Source organism: Luteibacter aegosomaticola (assembly GCF_023078475.1).
In the GTDB taxonomy this organism is placed as follows: Bacteria; Pseudomonadota; Gammaproteobacteria; order Xanthomonadales; family Rhodanobacteraceae; genus Luteibacter; species Luteibacter aegosomaticola.
The window spans coordinates 4,221,802-4,242,437 of record NZ_CP095741.1 but is presented as its reverse complement, the minus strand read 5'-3'; the positions used below and the strand labels follow the sequence as shown (position 1 = coordinate 4,242,437).

General features: G+C 61.6%; 25 protein-coding genes. 16 read left to right on the top strand and 9 right to left on the bottom strand.

Translation table 11 applies throughout. The features are described from left to right. Positions 1-51: 51 nt before the first annotated feature. The 6 genes from L2Y96_RS19045 (at position 52) to L2Y96_RS19020 (ending at position 5,919) form a co-directional block, all read left to right on the top strand. Positions 52-618, top strand: coding sequence for a DUF998 domain-containing protein (locus L2Y96_RS19045; RefSeq protein WP_247329360.1), 567 nt, complete (start codon positions 52-54; stop codon positions 616-618). 531 nt (positions 619-1,149) lie between these two features. Continuing rightward, a complete protein-coding gene (locus L2Y96_RS19040; protein WP_247329358.1) occupies positions 1,150-1,911 on the top strand; it encodes an SDR family oxidoreductase in 762 nt (253 codons plus the stop codon). Between the two features lie 262 nt (positions 1,912-2,173). Then, a complete protein-coding gene (locus tag L2Y96_RS19035) occupies positions 2,174-2,695 on the top strand; it encodes a hypothetical protein (protein ID WP_247329356.1) in 522 nt (173 codons plus the stop codon). Next, positions 2,692-3,900, top strand: coding sequence for an ankyrin repeat domain-containing protein (locus L2Y96_RS19030; protein WP_247329354.1), 1,209 nt, complete (start codon positions 2,692-2,694; stop codon positions 3,898-3,900). Before L2Y96_RS19035 ends, L2Y96_RS19030 begins: the two co-directional genes overlap by 4 nt. Further along, positions 3,897-4,826 (top strand): hypothetical protein, encoded by a 930-nt coding sequence (locus tag L2Y96_RS19025; protein WP_247329352.1) that lies wholly within the window; start codon positions 3,897-3,899, stop codon positions 4,824-4,826. Before L2Y96_RS19030 ends, L2Y96_RS19025 begins: the two co-directional genes overlap by 4 nt. Positions 4,827-4,830: 4 nt before the next feature. After that, a complete protein-coding gene (locus L2Y96_RS19020) occupies positions 4,831-5,919 on the top strand; it encodes a hypothetical protein (RefSeq protein WP_247329350.1) in 1,089 nt (362 codons plus the stop codon). An 85-nt stretch (positions 5,920-6,004) separates the two neighbouring features. Here L2Y96_RS19020 and L2Y96_RS19015 read toward each other — a convergent pair whose 3' ends face one another. Beyond that, complete coding sequence (locus L2Y96_RS19015) at positions 6,005-6,484, bottom strand: hypothetical protein (protein WP_247329347.1); 480 nt, start codon at positions 6,482-6,484, stop codon at positions 6,005-6,007. Between the two features lie 109 nt (positions 6,485-6,593). Between L2Y96_RS19015 and L2Y96_RS19010 the strand changes: the two genes are divergently transcribed. The 3 genes from L2Y96_RS19010 to L2Y96_RS19000 all read left to right on the top strand — a co-directional run bounded on the left by L2Y96_RS19010 (position 6,594) and on the right by L2Y96_RS19000 (position 8,252). Further along, positions 6,594-6,893, top strand: a complete 300-nt coding sequence (locus L2Y96_RS19010) for a PadR family transcriptional regulator (RefSeq protein WP_247329344.1) — start codon at positions 6,594-6,596, stop codon at positions 6,891-6,893. A 71-nt stretch (positions 6,894-6,964) separates the two neighbouring features. Continuing rightward, positions 6,965-7,495, top strand: a complete 531-nt coding sequence (locus L2Y96_RS19005) for a hypothetical protein (protein WP_247329341.1) — start codon at positions 6,965-6,967, stop codon at positions 7,493-7,495. 34 nt (positions 7,496-7,529) lie between these two features. Beyond that, positions 7,530-8,252, top strand: coding sequence for a DUF3108 domain-containing protein (locus L2Y96_RS19000; RefSeq protein ID WP_247329340.1), 723 nt, complete (start codon positions 7,530-7,532; stop codon positions 8,250-8,252). Between the two features lie 9 nt (positions 8,253-8,261). Here L2Y96_RS19000 and L2Y96_RS18995 read toward each other — a convergent pair whose 3' ends face one another. The 6 genes from L2Y96_RS18995 to L2Y96_RS18970 form a co-directional block, all read right to left on the bottom strand. Next, positions 8,262-8,840, bottom strand: a complete 579-nt coding sequence (locus tag L2Y96_RS18995; protein WP_247329337.1) for a hypothetical protein — start codon at positions 8,838-8,840, stop codon at positions 8,262-8,264. A gap of 263 nt (positions 8,841-9,103) precedes the next feature. Next, positions 9,104-9,469 carry a tetratricopeptide repeat protein gene (locus tag L2Y96_RS18990; protein ID WP_247329334.1) on the bottom strand — a complete coding sequence of 122 codons (366 nt, stop codon included), beginning with the start codon at positions 9,467-9,469 and terminating at the stop codon, positions 9,104-9,106. Positions 9,470-10,324: 855 nt separating this feature from the next. Further along, complete coding sequence (locus tag L2Y96_RS18985; RefSeq protein WP_247329331.1) at positions 10,325-10,531, bottom strand: MbcA/ParS/Xre antitoxin family protein; 207 nt, start codon at positions 10,529-10,531, stop codon at positions 10,325-10,327. A 46-nt stretch (positions 10,532-10,577) separates the two neighbouring features. Next, positions 10,578-10,838 (bottom strand): hypothetical protein, encoded by a 261-nt coding sequence (locus tag L2Y96_RS18980; RefSeq protein ID WP_247329330.1) that lies wholly within the window; start codon positions 10,836-10,838, stop codon positions 10,578-10,580. 610 nt (positions 10,839-11,448) lie between these two features. Continuing rightward, positions 11,449-13,203: a CocE/NonD family hydrolase gene (locus L2Y96_RS18975; protein ID WP_247329328.1), complete on the bottom strand. Its 1,755-nt coding sequence runs from the start codon at positions 13,201-13,203 to the stop codon at positions 11,449-11,451. 115 nt (positions 13,204-13,318) lie between these two features. Continuing rightward, entirely contained in the window at positions 13,319-14,173 is an 855-nt protein-coding gene (locus L2Y96_RS18970; RefSeq protein WP_247329326.1) for a LytR/AlgR family response regulator transcription factor, read from the bottom strand. A 157-nt stretch (positions 14,174-14,330) separates the two neighbouring features. On the opposite strand from L2Y96_RS18970, the gene L2Y96_RS18965 reads away from it, so the two are divergent. The 3 genes from L2Y96_RS18965 to L2Y96_RS18955 all read left to right on the top strand — a co-directional run bounded on the left by L2Y96_RS18965 (position 14,331) and on the right by L2Y96_RS18955 (position 16,812). Then, positions 14,331-14,750: a hypothetical protein gene (locus L2Y96_RS18965; RefSeq protein ID WP_247329324.1), complete on the top strand. Its 420-nt coding sequence runs from the start codon at positions 14,331-14,333 to the stop codon at positions 14,748-14,750. Positions 14,751-14,911: 161 nt separating this feature from the next. After that, complete coding sequence (locus L2Y96_RS18960; protein ID WP_247329323.1) at positions 14,912-15,733, top strand: AraC family transcriptional regulator; 822 nt, start codon at positions 14,912-14,914, stop codon at positions 15,731-15,733. An 11-nt stretch (positions 15,734-15,744) separates the two neighbouring features. Beyond that, positions 15,745-16,812, top strand: coding sequence for an alpha/beta hydrolase family protein (locus L2Y96_RS18955; protein WP_247329321.1), 1,068 nt, complete (start codon positions 15,745-15,747; stop codon positions 16,810-16,812). A 75-nt stretch (positions 16,813-16,887) separates the two neighbouring features. Here L2Y96_RS18955 and L2Y96_RS18950 read toward each other — a convergent pair whose 3' ends face one another. Beyond that, positions 16,888-17,307 (bottom strand): VOC family protein, encoded by a 420-nt coding sequence (locus L2Y96_RS18950; RefSeq protein ID WP_247329319.1) that lies wholly within the window; start codon positions 17,305-17,307, stop codon positions 16,888-16,890. Positions 17,308-17,410: 103 nt separating this feature from the next. On the opposite strand from L2Y96_RS18950, the gene L2Y96_RS18945 reads away from it, so the two are divergent. The 4 genes from L2Y96_RS18945 to L2Y96_RS18930 all read left to right on the top strand — a co-directional run bounded on the left by L2Y96_RS18945 (position 17,411) and on the right by L2Y96_RS18930 (position 19,973). Further along, positions 17,411-18,097, top strand: coding sequence for a helix-turn-helix transcriptional regulator (locus tag L2Y96_RS18945; RefSeq protein ID WP_247329318.1), 687 nt, complete (start codon positions 17,411-17,413; stop codon positions 18,095-18,097). Positions 18,098-18,205: 108 nt separating this feature from the next. Beyond that, on the top strand, positions 18,206-18,589 hold the full coding sequence (locus tag L2Y96_RS18940) for a cupin domain-containing protein (RefSeq protein ID WP_247329316.1): 384 nt from the start codon (positions 18,206-18,208) through the stop codon (positions 18,587-18,589). 95 nt (positions 18,590-18,684) lie between these two features. Beyond that, on the top strand, positions 18,685-19,125 hold the full coding sequence (locus tag L2Y96_RS18935; protein WP_247329314.1) for a lysozyme inhibitor LprI family protein: 441 nt from the start codon (positions 18,685-18,687) through the stop codon (positions 19,123-19,125). A 23-nt stretch (positions 19,126-19,148) separates the two neighbouring features. Next, positions 19,149-19,973 (top strand): PA3715 family protein, encoded by an 825-nt coding sequence (locus L2Y96_RS18930; protein ID WP_247329311.1) that lies wholly within the window; start codon positions 19,149-19,151, stop codon positions 19,971-19,973. Between the two features lie 66 nt (positions 19,974-20,039). Here the strand turns inward: L2Y96_RS18930 and L2Y96_RS18925 are convergent, their stop codons facing one another. Then, a complete protein-coding gene (locus tag L2Y96_RS18925; protein WP_247329309.1) occupies positions 20,040-20,483 on the bottom strand; it encodes an HIT family protein in 444 nt (147 codons plus the stop codon). Between the last annotated feature and the right edge of the window lie 153 nt (positions 20,484-20,636).

The window sequence follows — 20,636 nt, the reverse complement described above, 5'->3', positions numbered from 1 at the left end:
CCCCGGGCGTGCGGAACGACGCACGCGTGATAGAACAGGGGAGTTCGATTCGTGACCAAGGCGATTCTGCGCGCAACCATGGTGTTGCCGCTTCTCGGGATGCTTATCCCGATGCTGGTGGGCTTTTTCGTTCCGGGGTATTCGTCGATCCAGCAGCACATGAGCGAGCTGGAGCTTCTTTCGCCAGATATTGCGATGTCATGCCGCGTGGGTGCGGTGATCGCGGGCGGTTCCATCATGGCCTTTGCCGTGGCGCTTCTGCTCCAGGGCGGCTCGCGTTATGCGTTCACGGCACTGACGGCCGTCATTTTCGGCGTGAGCATGGTCTCGAATGGCATCTTCACCATGGGCAGTCCATTGCATGGGCTCTACGCCATCGGGCTTTCCGTGATTCTTTGCCCGGCGTTCTTCGCCGCGGAGCGTGGGAAGGGTAGGGACGTTGTTTCTCTTATCGCCGCGTTCCTCGTGCTGGTTTACATGTGGGCCTTGATGACGGGGCTTGATCCGGCAGCGACCAAGGGGCTAACGCAGCGCCTGACTACCCTTCCGATGTTTGGGTGGTTTGGGTATGCGAGTTGGCTGGTGTTGCGAGATGGGCTTGCGAAACGTCCAGCTTAAGAGGCTCAAACGTGATCATCGCGCCTGTCGCAGCTGTTACGAGTCTTGTCCTGGCCTTGGTGTCAGGACTTGGTGCTCGCGAGAGGGCACGGCACGTCGACGGCCAATCGATGTTTCGCATGGAGCGATCGCTGGTCTTCGGTTGCGTGGCCATTTCGGTCGGGATGGTCATTGTCGCCGCGACTATCATGATTCGGTCGCTGCACGGTGGCAGTCGGAGCGCAGCCGACGCCGGGGCACCTGCATGCATCGCGCTTTTGGCAAGCGGGTGCGCATACATCTGGACTGTGTACCGGGTGAAGCTCGAAGGGACGGTGCTTCGCATGGGGCTGTACGGGCACCGTACGGTTCCATACGCGGAAGTAAAGGCAATCCGTGAGATCCGTGGGCAGGGAAGCCCGCGAGCCAAGCTAATCCTCGCGTCGAACCAGGTGATCAACATCTGGAGCAACCTGGTCGGCTTCGACGATTTGATAACGCAGTTGCGGGAGAAGTGTCCCGCCGCACAACATAGCGTTGGAGGTCCGCTCAATGACACATAGCTCAGAAGCCCCCCTCATCCTCATCACCGGCGGCAGTCGCGGCATCGGCGCCGCCACGGCACGGCTCGCGGCGGCGCAAGGCTACGACGTGGTCGTTACGTTCGTTTCCGACGCGAAAGCAGCGGCTTCAGTGGTTGCCGATGTTGAGGCGGCTGGCCGCCGTGGTGTGGCCGAGCGTATCGACTCCTCGGATTCGATACAGGTAGAAGCGCTCTTCGGCAGGATCGATAAGGTATTCGGACGTATCGATGTGCTCGTAAACAACGCGGCCATTCTTGCGAAGCAATCGCGTTTTGAGGATCTCGAGGTTGACCGTATCCATCGCATCTTCGCAGTGAATTCGATTGGCCCGATGCTCTGCGCTCAGCAAGCCGCAAAACGGATGTCGCAGCGCCATGGTGGCAAGGGCGGTTCGATTATCAACGTCTCTTCGGCAGCGGCGCGTCTCGGCAGCCCCAATGAATACGTCGACTACGCTTCTTCCAAAGGCGCCCTTGAGACGTTCACCACCGGCCTGGCCAAGGAAGTCGCCCGCGAAGGCATCCGCGTGAACTGCGTACGCCCGGGGCATATCTACACGGATATGCATGCCAGCGGTGGTGAGCCGGGCAGGGTGGATCGCGTGAAGGATTCCATTCCGATGGGCCGTGGTGGACAGCCGGAAGAGGTGGCGCGGGCGATCCTGTGGCTGGCGAGCGCTGAGGCTTCGTTTGTCACCGGGACGTTCCTGGATGCCACCGGCGGGAAGTGAGCCCTGCATCATGCCCTGGGGCCTACCATGCGACTGTCCACCCCATGTTGTGGTATTAACTCGTTACTGATGCGGGGCTGGCTCTTCGAGCCTGATGACGTGGGGTCGACATATCCAGGGAAGGAAAGGCATGGGTTTTCGGAAGGCAGCGAGCGACGTAAATCCACGCGCTGACACTCCGCGCTCACCGGGCGCTGCGGCGTCATCGCGCCTCTCCACAGCACTTCGCCTTTTCGCCATCCTGCTCGCCGGTAGCCTCGTGATGGCGGCCTCCGCGGGCGGCATTTTCCTCAGCGCTTCCGTCGACCCGTACCAGAGGCCCCTGAACCTCTCGAACGCCGATGTCCGCCATGATTACCTTTTAGCGTGGCTGTTCTGTGTGGTGGGGCTCGTCGTTGTCGCGTTGCTATGCCTCTGGCGCCGCTCACGTGGGCATCGATCGTGGCGCTACAGCGGCGCCCTCGGCGTGGCATTCATGGCCATGCTGGTGGTGTGGTTCTTCCCGTCTTTTGCGATGGGCTTAAACACACCACGCACCGGCGGAACCCTGATCGGCAATATCGGCATGGCCTTCGTCATGTGGCTGCTGACCAGCTTCTACGCCATGTTCTTTAATGTGGCCAATCTGTTGTTGGTCGTGCCGGCCACCATCGACGCCTGGTACGCCGTGCTCAATCGCGGAACACCGTATGCAGAGCCCTGGAGCACAGTCCGCAAGCGCCGCGCCTGGCTTTACAGCCTGGCCGTGGCGTCGCTGCTCCTTGTCGGATGGGTCGGCCAATGAACCGGAAGAACTTCTGGCTTTACCTGCTGCCAGCGAGTCTCTTCGTACCGCTGTTGATCCTTTGCTTGTGGATTCAAAGCTGGGATACGCGCGCCTCGGATGGACAGGGGCCAAACCCTGAGCTGCTGCTGTGGCTGCTCGCCGCTTGCGTGCTTGGCTTCGCGTTGGCGCTAACGACGCTTTATGCGCTTTTGGGGACGGTGCCTCGCTCACATGGTGTGAAGCAGCGCCTCGGCTTCGCGGGTTATCACGTCGCTATGTGGCTCCTGCTCGGTCTCACGTTTGCCATTCCGTCCTTGAACGAAGCTTTTGCACAACGGCAGGCCGACAAGTCGCCGGAGAGTGTGGCTTACAGGGCGCTCGACGAGGGACGTATCGAGGACTTCAAACGGCTCTATGTGGAAGCGCGAAAGACGCCCTCGTCACGGGAGGTTCTGGACGACGAAGCGGTCTCGTGGGCGCTCGTAAACTACCGCCCGGATATCCTGGACTTCATGAGAGCCAATGGCGTGCCGCTGGTTGTCGAAGGTGTGGGACGGCAGTGGGAGGATCGTGTCATGACGGTGCTGCGATCGCGCGGCCATCGGCCCGCACGCGAGACGCTTGATATGTTGAACTGGGTCCTCGCACAGAGTGCGCCTAACGACGTTTCCTTCAAAGGTTCGGTCGCCTTTTCAGATACCGAGCTGTACGAGTCGGCGTATCGGGACATCGATAGCCCGGATACCCGTGAGCTGCTCAACGTGCTGGTCGCGCATGGCGCTGATATCGTGGGGTGCACCGAAGCGACGACGCGGGAGTGCCCGCTGATCTACTTCGCACGGCGCGGCGAGACCCCCATTGTCCGCTTTCTTCTTTCGCAGGGTGCGAACCCCGATTCGGAGAATACGGGCGGATCGAGTGAGACCGCGCTTTCGGCGGCGATTGCCACCGGCCAGGCGGACACCCTGAAAGTGCTCCTCGCGAACGGCGCCCACATCAGGAAGGGCGAGTACGAGAACGATATTATTTTTGCTTGCTGGCACGGTCCGGACGCGGACGAGCCGCAACGTCAGGTATCCAGGCAAACCCTGCACGATGCAGGTATTCATCTGACCCAGGACGACCTTTCCCGATACAAGCTCGACTTCAATGACGATCAGCGCCCCTGTATCGAGAGCTTCATGGAGCATCCTCTGGATCGGTCTCCAGGGCGGGCTTTATGAAGAAAGGCCGACGCAGCACGGAACCCTCTGCCGAGGGGCGCTCCAGTGGCGCAACGGAAGAGTCGTCGACGCTGTTGACGATCCCGGCAGCGAAGGCCACGACGTTTACCACCCCGCTCGATGGCGTGCCTGACCTCCCCGGCACCCGCCTGCTTTGTCTGGGTGCCATGGTCGCGATTGCCGCCTTCGCTATCCTCATGGGCAGCCTGCCGAAGGCCGCCGCCGATCGCTTCGCGCCGAAGGATGCGTTCCTCATCGATGCACTGGTCGTCATCGCGTTCGGCCTGGCCGTGGGCATGCTTGTCGCCACGGTCAGGGCCTTCCTCCGGGTGGGCGCATGGTTCCGTATCGACCAGCACGGCTTTGCTTACGGCATTGGTCGTAAGGCGCCCGACGCGTGGGCTACGGCCGCACCCACCTACGTCGCCTGGTCCAGCATCGCGCGGCAGCCCGATCTTGCGTACGACGTGGGCGTGGCGAACACCAGCCGCGCCGACGCTTTGAACCCCTCGCTCAGGTTCTGGTACCGGTCCAGGGAGGGCGCGCTGGCGCAGTACGTCATGCCGATGCAGCTGCGGGACGATGTCTTCCGCTGCCTGCGCTTCCGCAATAGCCATGTGCTGCGGGTGGTCCTGTTGCAGCAGCTGGCAAGCCGGGGCCTGCGCTTCCATCCCGATGTGTTCCTCGAGGCGGCCGTCGACCCGGAGACCTGGGAGCAACGACGAGCGTTGCGCTGGGTACCGTGGGTGGGTACGGGCGTGACGCTGGGTTCGCTCTTCCTGCTTATCGACATCACCTGGCCGACGGCCCGGATCATCGCCTGCACGCTGGCGATCCTGGTCCTTGGTTCTGCGGGGACGATCGCTATGATGCGCAGGGACCCCCGGTTGAATCGCGTTATTACATTTACCCCAACAGCGGAGTGATGAGATGGCCTGTAAGACGTGGCGTAACGTGATGGGACGCTGGCTAATCGTAGCCATGTGCAGCGCTACGGCTTCCTTGCCGGTATATGCCGCCAAGCCGGCTCCCGGATCGTACACAGGCACGTTGCAGGGCGCTCTCTACCGCATCGATGTCCCGGACCACTGGAATGGCGATCTCATCGTGCTGATGCATGGCTACCAACCCGTGGGTGCGCCTGTTTCCACGCCGATGACGCCTGCCGACGCGACGCCCTGGCTTCTCAAGAAAGGCTTTGCCGTAGCCCAGAGCCAATACGCCTCGCAGGGCTGGGCGGTGAGCGATGCCATTGCCGACACCGAGCGACTCCGCCAGTACTTTGTCAAAACGTATGAGCAGCCGGCCCATACCTATCTCTATGGGTTCTCGCTGGGTGGGATGGAGGTCGCCGCGAGCATCGAGCGTTATCCGCATACCTATTCCGGCGCGTTGATCACCTGCGGGCTTACGGTGTCCACGCCACAGATTCTCGACGAAGGCGTCGTGACGCTGCTCGTGGCCTTCGATGCGTTGATCCCGGGTGTCATCCCCGATCTTGCGTCGCCTGAGTCGCCCCCGATGATCTCGCCCGACGCTATCGCCAGCGCGGTGGCTGCGCATCCTAAGGAAGCCGCGATCCTGGCGAAGCGCCTGGAGGAGCGAGTGGAAACGCTACCGACCCTGGCGTTGTATTACATGGTGCTACGCGAGATCGAAAAGCGCGCGGGCGGGATGCCCGTCGATAACCGCAAGGAGGTGTACAAGGGCTTCGGTGACGACGCGGCGTTCAATCGCAGCGTGCATCGCTACAGCGCCTCGGCCGGTGCCGCGACCTATGCCAGGAACAACGTCACCCTGACGGGCCATGTCGAGGTACCGGTGGTCATGCAGTGGAATGCGTTTGATCAGACGATTCCTGAGCGCTTCCATGCGGTGTACCCCAGCCAGATCAAGGCGGCAGGGCGCGGCAAGTGGCTTACCGTCCTGGATCCGGTGGGCGAGGGCCATTGCGAGTTCACCGAGGAGCAGACGGTGACGGCCATCGAGACATTGGTGCAGAAGGCGAGTGCCCACTGAGGTAGGTTTCGCGTTTGTCTGTGGGCCGGTGTTGGGGAAAGCTACGGCTGGGCTCGATCGCGACTTGGCCGGAGGCGCTGGGACCTTAGAGGTCCTTCGCCTTCCGGTCGAGGAATTCCGCCGGGATCCAGTAGGGCGCTTCGCCGTTCGGGCCGGAGACCTTTGCGTTGTTGGTCTTCTTGCTCAGCTCGACGATGACCACGTCGCTGCCGGCCTTGGCCTGCGAGCATGCCTTGAGGGCGGCATTGGCCGAGGCGACGCCCGATGCGTCGCGCAGGCGCTTGGCGACATCGGCGCTATCGCCCGTCGCGTTGGCCTCGACGGTATTGGCATCGATGGTGTCTTGCTGGGTGCTCGCTGCATTCGTCGCCACGAGATAGAGCGTGAAGTTGCTATAGGCGGCCAGGGCGTCCGTGGCGCAGACCGCCACAGGCTCGGCGGGCGAGGTGTGGATCGTGGCGTGTTCGCCGACATCGCATTTTTCTTCGCCACAGGTGGATGCGGTGGCGGTGGTGGCGGCGAGGGCCAGGGCGAGCGAGATGAGAAGCTTTGTCTTGTGGCGCATTAGGCTAGCTCTGGCCTTTTGATATCCAACTGTCAGGCAGCCATTAGAGATTCGAACCTGAAAGGGGTCAAGCTTGCATTCTTAAATCTACATATGTTGAAATCGAGCCATGAAGCGCAATCGTGGCCCCTCGAGCCAGATGGAAAAGCTCCTCGCCGTATTGGCTGAGGCGCCGACCCAATGGTTCTATGGGTACCCCTTGATGAAGGCCACGGGGCTGCAGTCCGGCACGCTGTATCCCTTGTTGGTTCGCATGGAGGGGCAGGGGCTCGTCGCTTCCGAGTGGCGTGAGCCGGAGCAGGCAGGGCGGCCGCCGCGGCATGCGTATCGGTTGACCGCGGGAGGTATCGCCTTGGCGCGTTCCCTGGGCGAGCGGGACGCTGGTGTTGATGGGGTGCTTTCCACATGAGGCACCGCCTGGCCCTGTTCCTGGTGGCATGTGCCGCGCGGTGCTCGCGGCATCCCTGGATGGGTGAGGCAATGCGCGCCGAGTTCCATGCGGCCCAGGAAGACGGCCGTGGGCTGTCTTTTGCGCTTGGCTGCCTTTGGGCGTCGTTGGCGGCAGTCCCTTCGGAGCGCCGTGGCGCTGCCATTGCTATCCGCTTGTTGGTGGGCCTCGTTCTCGCGTTGCCGTTTGCGATCCTTGAGATCAATGGCGTGCGGCTAAGCGTGCAGTTTCTTGCTACCGGCCAGAATCACTACTACGCCTCGCTTATGCAAGGCGACGAAGCGCAGCAGGCACTCGCCGCTGTCTATCGCCAGGCCACGCCGATGATCACGCTCCTGCTAGCGATGATGGGGCTGAGCCAGCTGGCCCTTATCGGCCTGATGGCCTGGGGCCGCCATGACATCGCCGCTCGCGTCGCGCAGTGCGCCGTCGTGGCCGGGCTGGTGATGGCAGCGATCATTCTTCGCATTACGGCAGACAACGTCGCGCTGGCGATCTATGCGGGCGTTCCTGCGGTGCAGTGGTGGCTTGTCCGATGGATGAACACCCGCACGACTGTTTAAGTTCGTCGCTTCAACCCAATCCAGAGGAAGCATGATGGTCGCTGCACTCGCGATGTTAGCCATGGCCGCCGCTGCGGCACCCGCCGTTCCTATGGATGCTGCACGGTTAGCCCCCGGCAACACGTGCTACGCGATTGAGGTGAAGGGCAAGGTGGTCGGTTCCACCTGGCAAAGCATCCACGCGGGTGACCAGAAAGGCCGGCTTACCTGGGATATCACCATTCACCAGGTCCACAGTGGTGGTGGCTTCGATATGCGCGATCACTTCGTTGTCGATCGCAGCACGCTTCGTCCGATATCGATGGAAAGCGATCGTGGGAAGGATAAAAGCGAGAAAGGCTGGCACCGCATTCGCCTCACGTATACCGACAACGGCGTAACCGGCACACGCGAAACCGCTGCTGGCACCGAACCGATCCACGTCGTCTTCGATCACCCGGTGTGGGAAGGCAACCTGTGGGGCGTTACCTTCGCGTCGCTGCCGCTAAGGGAAGGCGCGGTGTTCTTCGTGCCTACGTGGCAGTACGACAAGGGTCTCGGCAACTTCACCGTGAAGGTCGTGGGCAGGGAAATCGTGCACGCCGAGAAGGGTGATATCCAGGCGTGGCATCTTGAGGCTGGGGATTCACCTGAGCAGCTGGTGCATTACTCGATTGCGCTGAATCCGCGGCAGGAGCTGGGGTATGAGGCTGGGGCGTTTAGGCAGAGGTTGGGTGGGAGTTGCTCCCCGGCAGGGTCTACGGACTCGCCTCGATAGCTTCTCGCCTCAGATGAGCTTGAATGCCCGCAGGTTCTGCTGGCGTACTTTGTCCAACAGCTCAACTGCAGCCGGAAGGCCCTTCTGGAGAGCCTCCTGAAGTCGACGGCAATGCTCCGCATCGCGTGCGGGCAAGCGAGGCAGGATTTCCGCCAGCATTTGCTTGGCTCGCACCTCCTCGCCAGCCATTACAAGTCCCGCAGCAAAGATGAGCTGCGCATGCTCGTTAAGCATCGCCGTCGAACCTTCAAGAAACTGGAAGAACTGCTCCAGGCTCATGGGCGGACCAGGACGAAAGGCTTCCTGCACGTCCGGATGAGCCAGTGCGCCTTCCACCATCGCATCTTCGGTGATTTGTCCCTTCTCAATAAAGCCAGGGGGCCGCAGTCGATCGCTGTAAAGCAGGTTCTCACCGAAAAAATCGAACAACGGGAATCGAAAATTCCAGACATATACACCGCGAGGAACATACTCGAAGAGGACCCCGCGAAGAATATGATCGAACTCGGCGCGGAAGAAGTACCCGCCCGATTGCTTTATGTTCCCCGCCCGCAGTCGCATAGTTCGGGCGATCAGTCGTTTATTCATGGATCTTATTCTGAAGGCGTGCGCGAAGCGGTATGTCAAACATTTCTATCTCTCCATCGAAGAAAGCGAAGGCCAAGTACGAATACGGACGAAGTCACGAAAGGACTAAACGCCAACTCCGTTAGCCTCGGGCGCTACGTAATCAACCCAGCGGTGGAGAGAATCCCCACTGCCACTACGGCGAAGATGAGCGCCTTCCAAACACGCCGAAAGCACGTCCTTTCCGAGGTCGTAGCTTCGCGACGCCACAGGATATGGGGCGGTTACCGCGTGCAACTGCCCAGCCCTTTGATCGCCTCCTCGCGAAGTTCTGCGCATTTCTCTACGGCCTTCGAGAAGTACCTTCGTCCTTCCTCTGGATCATCGAGAACGTTTGCGAAAAGCCATCCTAGTTCAAGAAGAGCATTGACGTTCTCTTTGTCCTGCCTGAGTACGCTAAGGAAGCACTCTTTGGCGTCATTGAGTGTATGGACGTTACCTTCTGAGAGCTGGATAAGTCTCCCTTTTAGCAGAAGCATCTCAGCCGTGAGCTCCTGCGCTTCCTTGTAGCGGTCGAGCGTTGATAGCGCGGCGTCGTACTGCTTTGAGGCATAGAGTTCGCGCACCTTATCCAACGTTTCGTTGATCATGTCAGCAACCTTTGCCTTTTTATCCGCTCAGCCAGCGCAGAATTTCTAGCTCAGTCACGCCGCCCGCGTATCGCCCAGTCGCCGGTTCATAGTCGAGGTCGATGGTTTAGTCCCGCCTTCTCTCCGCATCGAAGTCCTGGCCCGTCCTGCGTTGGAGGCATTCGCGAGGGCTCGACCTATCGGCTTCGTCGGTGGCATAGGTCATCACCTTCTCTGCTAGCGCGTGGCATCGGTAGCGCATGGTCGATGAGGTCATTCTCCGAGCAGAGTGCGGCCTGATGGGGAGTCGAGGAGTATGTTCTCTCCGAGTCGGTGTAGAAGTTCGGCTTCGAGGGCTTTAGTCCGTTCTTCCGGAATATGCACTTCTGTAAATAACTGACGCCTCCCGTCGCTATACAGGCGCGTAATTCGAACAGTGCGATTCTGTTCATCCACCTCAACCAAATGGTCGAAACTCGACATCGTCATGCCTCAGGGGACTGGTACTGCATCGCGCGGCGGAAACAAACGACTTCCTTCAGAAATGATCAAGTAGGCTCCGAGTGCTGCTCCTGTAAGCCCAGTGGTCTTTTCCCACTAGCCCTCGTCGGTTGGGGACGGTGCATCTCGATTGTTCCATGTATTGCGGTTCGGTATGGGGTGCCCACGAAGGCAGGCTGCGTAGCGCCCACTAGCAGATTCGTGGCACGCAGCCTCTCGCAGGATCTCCGACGAGAGCCTCCCCCATCACAGGAAGAGGATTTCCCGGGGGATCGCCATCTCGGCGTCGGCGGTGAAGTAGTTCATCGACCATCCTCCTGGTGCGTGACATCGGTAGCGGATTATCGCGCTACCGATGTCATGTGATCGTGGTGCTCAACCGACGAAGCCGGAGGCGATGGAGTGAAGATAACCAATCACGGCGTCGGTGCGGCCTTCAGCGATTAGCTGCAACGGGGTTTTGCCATCAAGTGAGGCGAGTGGCTGGTTTAGCCACTCGTCTGCTTTGGCAGGATCGCCGGACACCATCTTGGCGGCCAGCATGACGCGCTCTATATCCCGCGTCAGCATTTTCGCGGGCATCGCCTAGCCACCTTTTGGTTCGGCGTATTGGTGGCTCGACTGGAGATCACAAATCACGATCTTTTGTTACATGCCAAGCAAAGCAACCGGCGAGCTTTGCCGGTATGCCCGGAGCATTTTGTACAGCCCAAGACCGAATTTTCTCTTCCTCATCACGGGCCGCACCACCACTCCACATGGTGACATATCGAGAAGTCAGGGGATCATGCGCATAGAACAGGAATACCTCATCCGACTGATGGGTATCGACGTAAATGATGCTCCAGTCACCAAGCTTAAAAGACTGGAGCACATCGATGCTGGGCATTTCGAGCTGCTTCGCAATTGCGGGTGCCAGAGCTTCTTTTCGCTCAACAGTGAGACTACGACTCACATTCGCACAGGGCGGCTCGGACGCGCACGCCGAGAGCGCTGCGAATATCAGCATTGCAAGGACGAACTGACGCACTTTTGATTGCCTCACAAATTACGGGTCGTTGTAGCGGTACCAAACCGGAGTCCCGTACCAACCGCTATTTGCCGGACCAAACGCCGGGCCTCCGGAGTGGGAGGCACTCCATACATCTTTGCCCGCCCATGTGTCGCCACTGTAAATGACTACATGGCCGGGATAGACACCAACATCGCCAACCTCTAAAGGCGTACCTGAAGGGACTGGCTCGAACGGTGATTGCTTAAACTGCTGCGATTGCTTGATGCGCGTCCATACCATCCCCTGGCGTTTCGGTGTGCGAATGGTATGTGGCGAACGCTGTAGGTGTGTGCCCCATTCTCATGTAGTCCTTGTCCTACACAGAAATGTGATGGGACTCACATAGCGCTGGTGGGGGCGGTGAATCGCAGAGCCCACGCGCGAAAGGCACCCTGCGCGGACTCTGGGGGCGCCAGGTAAGCAATAACGCCTCGGCGATGCCAGGTTATTGCCGAGTCCCCAGCTCGAAATAGCTGCCGGCCGACCACTGGATTCGTAATGGCTCACCCGCATCGGCTATCGACTCGCTGCTCACATCACGACCGGTCCCGTAGTTGATCTGGGCGTAAGGGCTTTTGGGTACCCCTACCACCGCGACGATTCGGCTGCCTGGCTTGAGCTGGCGAGCCGTGAGGGTCTGGCTCTGGAAGGAAAGGACCTGTGGCGTTCCCGGCTGAAGCAGGTGCCGCCTTGTCCTGTCCTGCATATAGCTCGCGCGGCCGAGATAAGAGGCGAGGTCGAGATAGGTGCCGTCTGCCTGTTCTTCGTAGAAGTTCACTGCGATGTCGACGTCGTGTTTGTTGGTTACTAGTTCGAGATGCGCCTGGAAAAGGCCATCGATCTCGAGCGGCGACTTCAGGGGTTCTGTCCTGAATACCTGGGCATGTCGCATATCGGGCACACCGGGCGGTGGGGCGGAATCCAAATCGCTGCGATCCGCTAGATCGACCACCAGTACGGGTGGCGTCTTTTCGCCGGGCTTTTCACTGAACTGCAACCCGTCGCCATCACGTTCACCCGACAGATAGAAGCGCCGTTTCTGGTTCGCCATGGCATCGAGCGTGGCTACGTGTCGCCAGGTATTGGCACCCATGACCTGGAAGTTGATCCGGTCGCTGAGGATCTCAGGCATCGGTGCACCGCGGAACACGTGATCGAACCAGGCGAGACGCACTTCCTTGAGGTTTATGAGGGCGGCCTGGTCGACCTGATAGCCGTCGATGCTTGGGCGCACGCCCGTTTGCATGGCGGTGTGGTGATAGGGACCTACGAGCAGGCGGTGGTCGGCGTTCGGGCGGTATTTGTAGTGCTCCTCGAGGTAGTAGAGCGCGCCGACCATGCCACCGTCGTAATAGCCGGTCTGGACGAAGACGGGCAGATCGATGTCGGCGAACTCATGCCCGTACGGAATCAGCTTCTGCCAATAGCTGTCGTAATCGGGGTGCGCGAGCCACGTGTCGAAGATGGGGTTGGGGGTGCCGTCGATCTTGTCCAGATCGCGATAGGGGCGGCCGCTTCGGTACCACGTCCGCTTCAAGTTCTCCCAGCGGTCCTTGTCGCCATAGGTCTTGTCATCGAGACCTTGGGTATCGGTGGTGTAGAACGGCCAGGGGTAGATGAAGCTCTGGAACACACCGCCTTGCATGGGCGTGTCGATGCCGGGCGCATTGGTCGCGTTGGTGGCGATCGCCTTCAGGGCGGCCGGGTGGTGCTTTGCGGCGGCCCATTGGGTGAAGCCGTTGTAGCTGCCGCTGAACATGCCTACACGCCCATCGCTCCATGGCTGCTTCGCGAGCCATTCGATCACCGTGGCGGCATCGCCGCCGTCGTAGACATAAGGCGTCACCGGAGCAGGGCTGTGGCCGTCTCCCTTGCCACGGGTGTAGGCGACGACGCCGGCGTAACCGTGAGCGGCCATCTGGACGGCGTCCTCGAGCGACCAGTCGTCACGCGCGTAGATGGTGAAGTTCAGGAGGGAGGTGAGAGGCACCTGGGTGGCGGTGCGCTTTCGGACGATCAGGGCGGCGATTTGCGCGCCGTCGGGCGTCGGGATGAGGACGTGCTCGATGATGTATTGGCGTTCGAGATTCGCTGTCACAGGCACCTTATCGGGTGCCGTCGCGGTGGGCGTCGCCGCACAGCTGGCTAACGAGGTGGCCAGGCTGGCAAGAGCCAGCAGGCGCAGGATGGACAAGCTCATTCGGGGACGCCCCTCGGGTTCGGCTGGAGGTGGCGATGATCGGGAAACCGCCCGTGGCGGCGGGAATTATTCGGCGAACGGACACCGTCGCACGGTGAACGGGCACGGCGGGCGGTCAGATCACGCGGTTGCGCAGCAGCCTGGCGCCTTCCCGGCTGGTCGAGATCGTCTGGCCCGTGTCCAGGTGCAGCAGGAGTCGGCCACCGCCGGCCGGTTCGGCCCAGGCAATGCGGTCGGTGTTGACGATCCAGGAGCGGTGGACCCGTACGTACCTTGCCGGGTCGAGCGAGCTGGCGAAGTCCGTCAGGGTGACCCGGACCAGATGGGTCCCGGTGGCGGCCTGCACTTCGGCGTAGTCGCCGGCGCCACGGATGCTGACGACGGAGGCCAGGTCGAGGGGGCGTAGCTCATCGCCGATCTTGACGAAGTAGCGGGTTGGGGCCGGTTCGGGGCGTGCTTCGGGGGTGGCGGGGTCGGGGGTGCCCGTCGTCGCGGTGGCCTGTTCCGCTTGAGCGCTGGCAAGGGGCGGGGCGGGCTCGTGGGCGTCTGGCCGTGGTGCCGCGGCGGCCGATCCCTGAAGGTAGGAGACGGCTGCGATCAACGCATAGGTGGTGACGTTCTCCAGCGACTGCCAGGCTGCTGCGCCGACATGGAACGGCTTGACCACGAAGCCACCCGGGCCGCCACCGTAGAACACACCGAGCAGCACGATCAGAAGCCCGTACGAGAGGAGCATGTACGCCGCGCAGAGAAACACGTGCGCTACCAGCTGGGCGAGGGGAGGGCGCCCCATCAGATGACTCACGACGATCCGCCGCACCGCCAGGCCGAAGATCACCACGGGAATGGTGTTGGCGACGCCACCCAGCAGCGAGCCTTTCAGGTCCAGTCCCAGGGCTAGCCGGATGGTGATCGTGTACGCAATAAAAATCGCGCCGACAGCCAGGAGGTCGAAACGTCGCTGCTTCATATGCTCTCAAGCGAGAAACCAGGCGTCGTTGCCTGGGGTACCTGCGGGGCATTCTAGCGGGCAAGCGTGCCGCAGCGGTCCTTGTGCTCCAGGGCGGTCGCGGCCCCATGGGATGCGCTAATGTACGACGTAATGCGTGTCGTCAATGGGGAGCGGGATGGGCATCAGCCGATATCTGCAGGCAGTAGCGTCGTCCGTGGCGCTGTCTCTTGTTCTCATGACCAACACCGTCAGCGCCGCCGATTCGCTGACGCTTCACGTTCGTGTCGTCGATCCCGACACACAAGCCCTCCTCCCTTCCATGAAGGTGAAGCTCGGCTACTGGCACTGCGTCCTGGGTATGGCCTGCGCGATCAAGCCGCTGATGGAAGGCGTAACCGGCCCCAATGGCCAGGCCGACCTGGTCGTTGAAAAGCGAAACCGCCTCTACGTCCGGGTGGAGTCATGTCCCGGCGAGGTCACCATGCTCGGGGTGCCGGTGCCGCCTGAAGATCTGAAGCAGAGCGAGGCAACGGTCGATATTTCCGCGCGGGTCGAGGCATGCAGGGCGGGAATCGCTTTGATACACCACCCCTAAAGGGCTGCTCTTGTAGGAGCGCGCTTGCGCGCGATTCAGGTTGCCGCTAGCACCTATCGCGCGCGAGCGCGCTCCTACAAGGGCCGGGGTCGAGCAAGAACCATCAAATGCCCCCTCCCGCGTTCCCCGTATGATCGGGGGGAGCTACTAGGGAGGGGCGCATGGCGGTTGTGCAGCGGGCGGTCTGGTTTATCGAGAGCCACTCGGGAGAGGAGCTTTCGCTGGGCGATGTGGCGGGTGCGGCCGGGGTGTCGGCTTTCCACCTGGCGCGGCTGTTTCGGGCTGCTACCGGGTGGTCGGTGGCGCGGTATATCCGGGTGCGCAGGCTCAGTCAGGCTGCCGCTGAACTCGCGGCTGGCGCGCCGGAGATTCTCCCGCTCGCCCTCAGTTCGGGCTACAACTCCCATGAGGCCTTCACCCGCGCCTTTCGCGATGCGTTCGGCTTGCCTCCGGAGGATGTACGTAAGCGGGGGCATCTGGATGGGCTGGCGATTCTCGCCCCTATGCGGGTGATGGAGGAGCCGGTCGCTCAGCAGCCCGTATTGCGGACGGAAATCATCGGGCCGTTGCTCCTGACCGGTATCGAGGCTTCGTATCTGTCGAGCGATTCGGCAGGTATTCCCTCGCAATGGCAGCGCTTGCATACCGAGCAGTCATTGGATGTGAGTCGCACCACGTACGGTGTGTGCAGCGCGACAGATAGCGAAGGGCGGTTCGATTATCTCGCCGGCTATGAGGTCGAGCATTTCGGCCAGGCGCCTAACGGCTACCGCCGGCTTCGTTTGCCTCGCCAGCGCTATCTCGTGGCCCGGCATGAGGGCCACATCGGTTCCATTCCGCAAACCTGGCGCGCCTTGCTTGGTGAATGGCTCCCCGCGGCCGGCTTTACTCCCGTAGATGCCCCGGACTTCGAACGCTACGACGCTGCGTTCAATCCGGACACGGGGTATGGCGGCGTTGATATCTGTATTCCTGTCGAATGATGGAAACGACCATGAAGCACGTGAGCATTCGCCGTATCGTCATTGTCTTCGCCTTGCTTGCGCTCGCAGGGCCTGCCCTTGCAGCCGTGGGCGAAACCCACCGTTCCACCACGACACCCACGGCCGCGCTGCGCAATGCCGATGGTTCACCGGGCGTGGCGATCACCGTGTGGTATCCCGCGAAGGATGGTGCCAAAGAGGCGCCGCTAGTTATCGGCCCCGACGACGCTCCTCTGTTCGCCACCGGCAGCGTTGCCGCCGATGCGCCACCGGCCGCCGGCCGATACCCAGTCGTACTGCTCTCGCATGGCTTCGGCGGCACGGCCCGCATGATGGCCTGGTTCGGCACGGCGCTGGCCCGAGCGGGTTTCGTGGTCGTCGCGGTGGATCATCCGGGCAGCAACGGCCGGGGGCCCATCACGGGAAATGGTGCGGCCTGGTGGTGGGAACGTTCGGAGGATCTGAAGGCCGCGTGGGCCACGGTGCAGGCCGACCCCGACCTTTCGCCGCACGTTGATGCGAAGCGCCTTGGTGTGGCGGGCTTCTCTGCCGGCGGGTTCGCGGCGCTTGTCGCCGGCGGTGCGCGAGTCGATGTGCGGCACTTCGCCGACTTCTGCCAGAAGCACCCCGATGACGGCGTCTGCGCGCCGCAGCTCGAGGCGCCGGAGCTGACCGGACGCGATATGGGCACCTGGCTCAAAGACCCTGCCATGCAGCCGCGCATCAAGGACGCCGCACGCGATCATTCCGTACCCGGTGTGCGTGCCGTCTTCGTCATGGCTCCAGCGATTGTGCAGGCGCTGGCGCCGGAATCGCTTCCGCGCATGAAGGTGCCTGTGTCGATCGTGGTTGGCACGGCGGATACCGTCGCGCCGGCGGCGACTAACGCGGACGTCGTGGCCAAGCTCGTGCCGGGCGCGAAGGAGCAACGTCTCGCCGATGTCACCCATTACGATTTCCTGGGCGAATGCTTGCCCGCAGGAAAGAAAGTCGTCCCCCAATGCGCGAAGGCAACGCACCAGGAAGCCGCGCACGCGGCAGCAATAGCGGCTGCGCTAAAGATCTTCCAGCCCTTGTAGGAGCGCGCTTGCGCGCGATTGAGTCTTGCCGCGAGCACCCCATCGCGCGAAAGCGCGCTCCTACAGGGGCATCGATCAACCGCGGGTCACTGCTACATCGATCAGCCACGTGATGCCGAAGCGGTCCTGCAGCTTGCCGTACTGCGGCGACCACGGCGATGGGCCCATCGGTTCGATGATGGTGCCGCCGACGCCGATTGCTTGCCACGCGGTGCGGGCTTCGCTCTCGCTGTCACAGCGCAATGAAATGAAGAAGGCGTTCTCGCCCGGGTTCCAGGGCTGTGCGGCCTGTACGTCGTAGGCCATGACGTGGAAGCCGCCGTCTGTGACGACCTGGCCCCAGATGATGTGTGACGGATCGACCGCCAGGGCGCCCTGGCCGGTGTCGCCGTAGCTCACGGCGGTCATCTGGCCATCCAGGGCGTGCTGGTAGAAAGCGAGGGCTTCGCGGGCCTGGCCGCGGAAGTTGAGGTGGGTGACGGTCTTCACGGACATGGCTCTTGGCTCCTAAGCGGGCTGCGGGGTGAGCGCTTAAGATAGGGACCCCTACTGCCAGTTCCTGTCAGCTGACATGTCGCGCTCGGATCGCCTCTTTCGCTTGCTCCACCTCTTGCGGAGCCTGCCGCCACCCGTCACGGCGCAGCAGTTGGCGTCCTCTGCCGAGGTGTCGCTGCGCTCGGTCTACCGGGACATCGAGGTGCTGCGTGCCGGTGGCGCGGAGATCGATTCCGAGCGGGGCTACGGCTACACGCTCATCAATGACGGCATCCTGCGGCCCCAGGGCTTCACCCGGCTGGAGATCGAGGCGATCACGCTGGGCATGGCCGAGGTGCGGCACATGGGCGATCCCGCGCTCGTCGAGGCAGCCGAGGCCGTGCTGGCGAAGGTCGCCGCGACGCTTCCGTCGAAGACCCAGGAGCATCTGGTCCACGCGATCTCCCACGTCCGTCGCCTCAGCCGGCGTTATGACCACCCGCAGGATATTGAAGTCATCCGCGAGGCCTGCTGGCACGAACGTGCGCTGGCCATCACCTACACCGATCAGTACGGCGCAGCGACAGAACGCACCATCTGGCCGCTAGCCATCGTCTACCTCGAACAGACCCTCATGGTGCTGGCCCGCTGCACGCTGCGCGAAGGCTTCCGCATGTTTCGCGTCGAGCGGATCCAGAGCGTAGAGCCAACGACCATCAGCTTCCGCCCCCGCCGCGCCAACCTGCTACGCCGCTACCTCCGCGAACTGAAAGAAGAAGGTGCCCGCCGAGCAAAGCAACCGTCCTTGTAGGAGCGCGTTTACGCGCGAGAGGCCCTCGCCACCCCGCCCATCGCACCAGCGTAAACTGCGCAAACCCCATCCCCCCAGCCAGCCTTACCCCCATCGTCAAGGTCAGCCATGTCCACCCCGATCAACCTCCTCAAAGCCCTCGAAACCGTCGACGCTCACTGGAGCCCGCGCGTCGTGGGCCGCGTCAACGACCAGTACATCAAGGTCGCCAAGGTGAAAGGCCAGCTCGTCTGGCACGCCCACCCCGATGAAGACGAAATGTTCCTGGTGCTCTACGGCCAGTTGAAGATCGAACTGGAAGACGGCGTCATCACCCTCGGCCCCGGTGAGTGCTACACGGTGCCGAAAGGTGTACGGCACAACCCGGTCGCCGACGAAGAGTGCGGCATCGTGCTGATCGAGACGGTGACGACCCTGCATACGGGCGATGCAAATGATGACCGCGCGGTTTCGCTGGATGAGCAGTTGTCGGGTTTTGCCGGGAACGGCTAATAGGTGGGAGATGTGACGTTGTCCCGAATTCCAGGCCTAGTCGACCGATAGAATCCTTTGATACGGCAGACCGTACTCGATTTCAGGGAAGAAACGTGGACTTCAGGAAGGTGTTCTACATGCTGCTGGCCCTACCCATGACCTGGTCGGTCGCGGATCCGGTGTTCTCACAGGAGCTGCCGGGCGAGCCTGGTTCGCTGGACGAGCGAAACGCCTATCTGAAAATCCGTCCGGGCTATCAGAAATGCCTAGATGCAGCGGATGCTTCCATGCCCGCTATGATCCGCTGTAATCAGGCCGAATTCACGTATCAGGATAAGCGCCTGAACGCCGCGTATAAGCGTCTTAATTCAACGCTTGACCCAGCGGCGCGCGAAGTGCTGGTGAAGGAAGAGCGTGCATGGATCGCGGATAAAGAGCGAGATTGCGCGATCCCAAAGGATGCAGGGCAGGGGGAATTGCTCGATGCAGTGACCTGCTCGGTAACGTATACCGTTCGCCGATCGACGGTATTGGAACGCCGCTTAGGCGATTAATGGACGTACGGAAGGGGTGGTCAATGAGTGATCAAAAGACGGGAACGCTTGGGATGACTTCGCTATATCGCTACTTCGTAAGAGGCTCTTGGCTCGCGCTCCTGCTTCTCGTTTTGGCTGCGCTGCCGGTTTCCGCTTCGGCTGGTTCGACCGGGACCGGCCACGATCCACTGGCGTGCAGCGAAGACCTTCTCGCCACCGTGGCGGATGCGCTACATCTGGGCGATCCCGATCAGCTTTCGACCTGTCGGCGTGATCCTACGTCTCCGGATCAATGGATTGTTGCGCTCTATTTCCCGGCACCTGCATCGCCGGGCCATGACGAGGGCGCCTACAACCTCGCGCTCGTGATCTGGAACACGAAGAAGGCCATGCCGGTTGCTACGCTGATGCAGCCCAACGCTGTGGAGTTCGACGACCCGATACGCGGCTCTACCACGATCGATACGGCGCGCTATAAGCTGGCCGATGGCGTACGTGCTTTTGGTGTGCGCAATAGCTTATCCACGTCGTGTGGTGGCTGTACGTACAGCGAGACCAAACTTGCTCTCTATGTCCCCAGTGGACGGACGTTGCGTCCCATCCTCTCGACACACGTTTACCTTTCGGGCGACGGTTTCAACGTAAATGGATGCAGTAACGCCCTGCGCCAAGTGAAGACGACGCTTGAGCCTGCGCCCACCGTCACGAACGGATGGAACGATCTGACGCTCACGACGACCAAAAGCTATATCGATGTTGATGCCGATGAAAAGCCTTGTGGAGCCCCGGAGAGCAAAGTCGTGAAGGTGTCTTACGACGGCAAGAGTTACGGCGAAGACGTCAACGCAGCGGCGTACAAGGATTAGTGGCGTGCGCTAAGCGGCCATGAGAGCTTCACCTTCATATGTCGAAGGCGCCCTGAAGGGCTGCTACTACAATGCGGCGCGGAGCTGGGCGGCTATGTCGATACGCTCCGCGACGGTGTACGGCGATTTCTTGCCACCATACAACCCATCGTGCGAATAACGAGGGAAGACATGCAGGTGGTAGTGCCACACATCCTGGTTGCCAGCCGGGCCATTGTGCTGGCGCGTTGAAATGCCTTCGCAGCCGAACGTTTTCATCATCGCCTTTGCCAGGCGGCGCGTCGCGCGGAAGAATTCATTACCGAGATCGTCAGGGATATCCAGTACGTTCTCGTAGTGAGCTCGCGGAATGATCAGGCAGTTGCCCTGGATCCCGGCGTAATGGTGCGTGGGTACGAGCGCGTAAAGGTTCGTATCCACCAGCACCACGGCGGATTCGGGTGCCGGTGTGGGCAGCGTGGCGGCAATACCGCAGAACGGGCAGTCGTATCCGGGTGGCGCGTTCTTCATGAAGCCTGGCTCCGTGCGGCACCTCGAGGTGAGGTGCGTTCCGGATTCTGTGGCGACCCGTGCCGAAGGGTCAAGGAATCACAAGGCTTTTGTAGGAGCGCGCTTGCGCGCGATTGGGGCCTGCCGCGAGCACCCATCGCGCGCAAGCGCGCT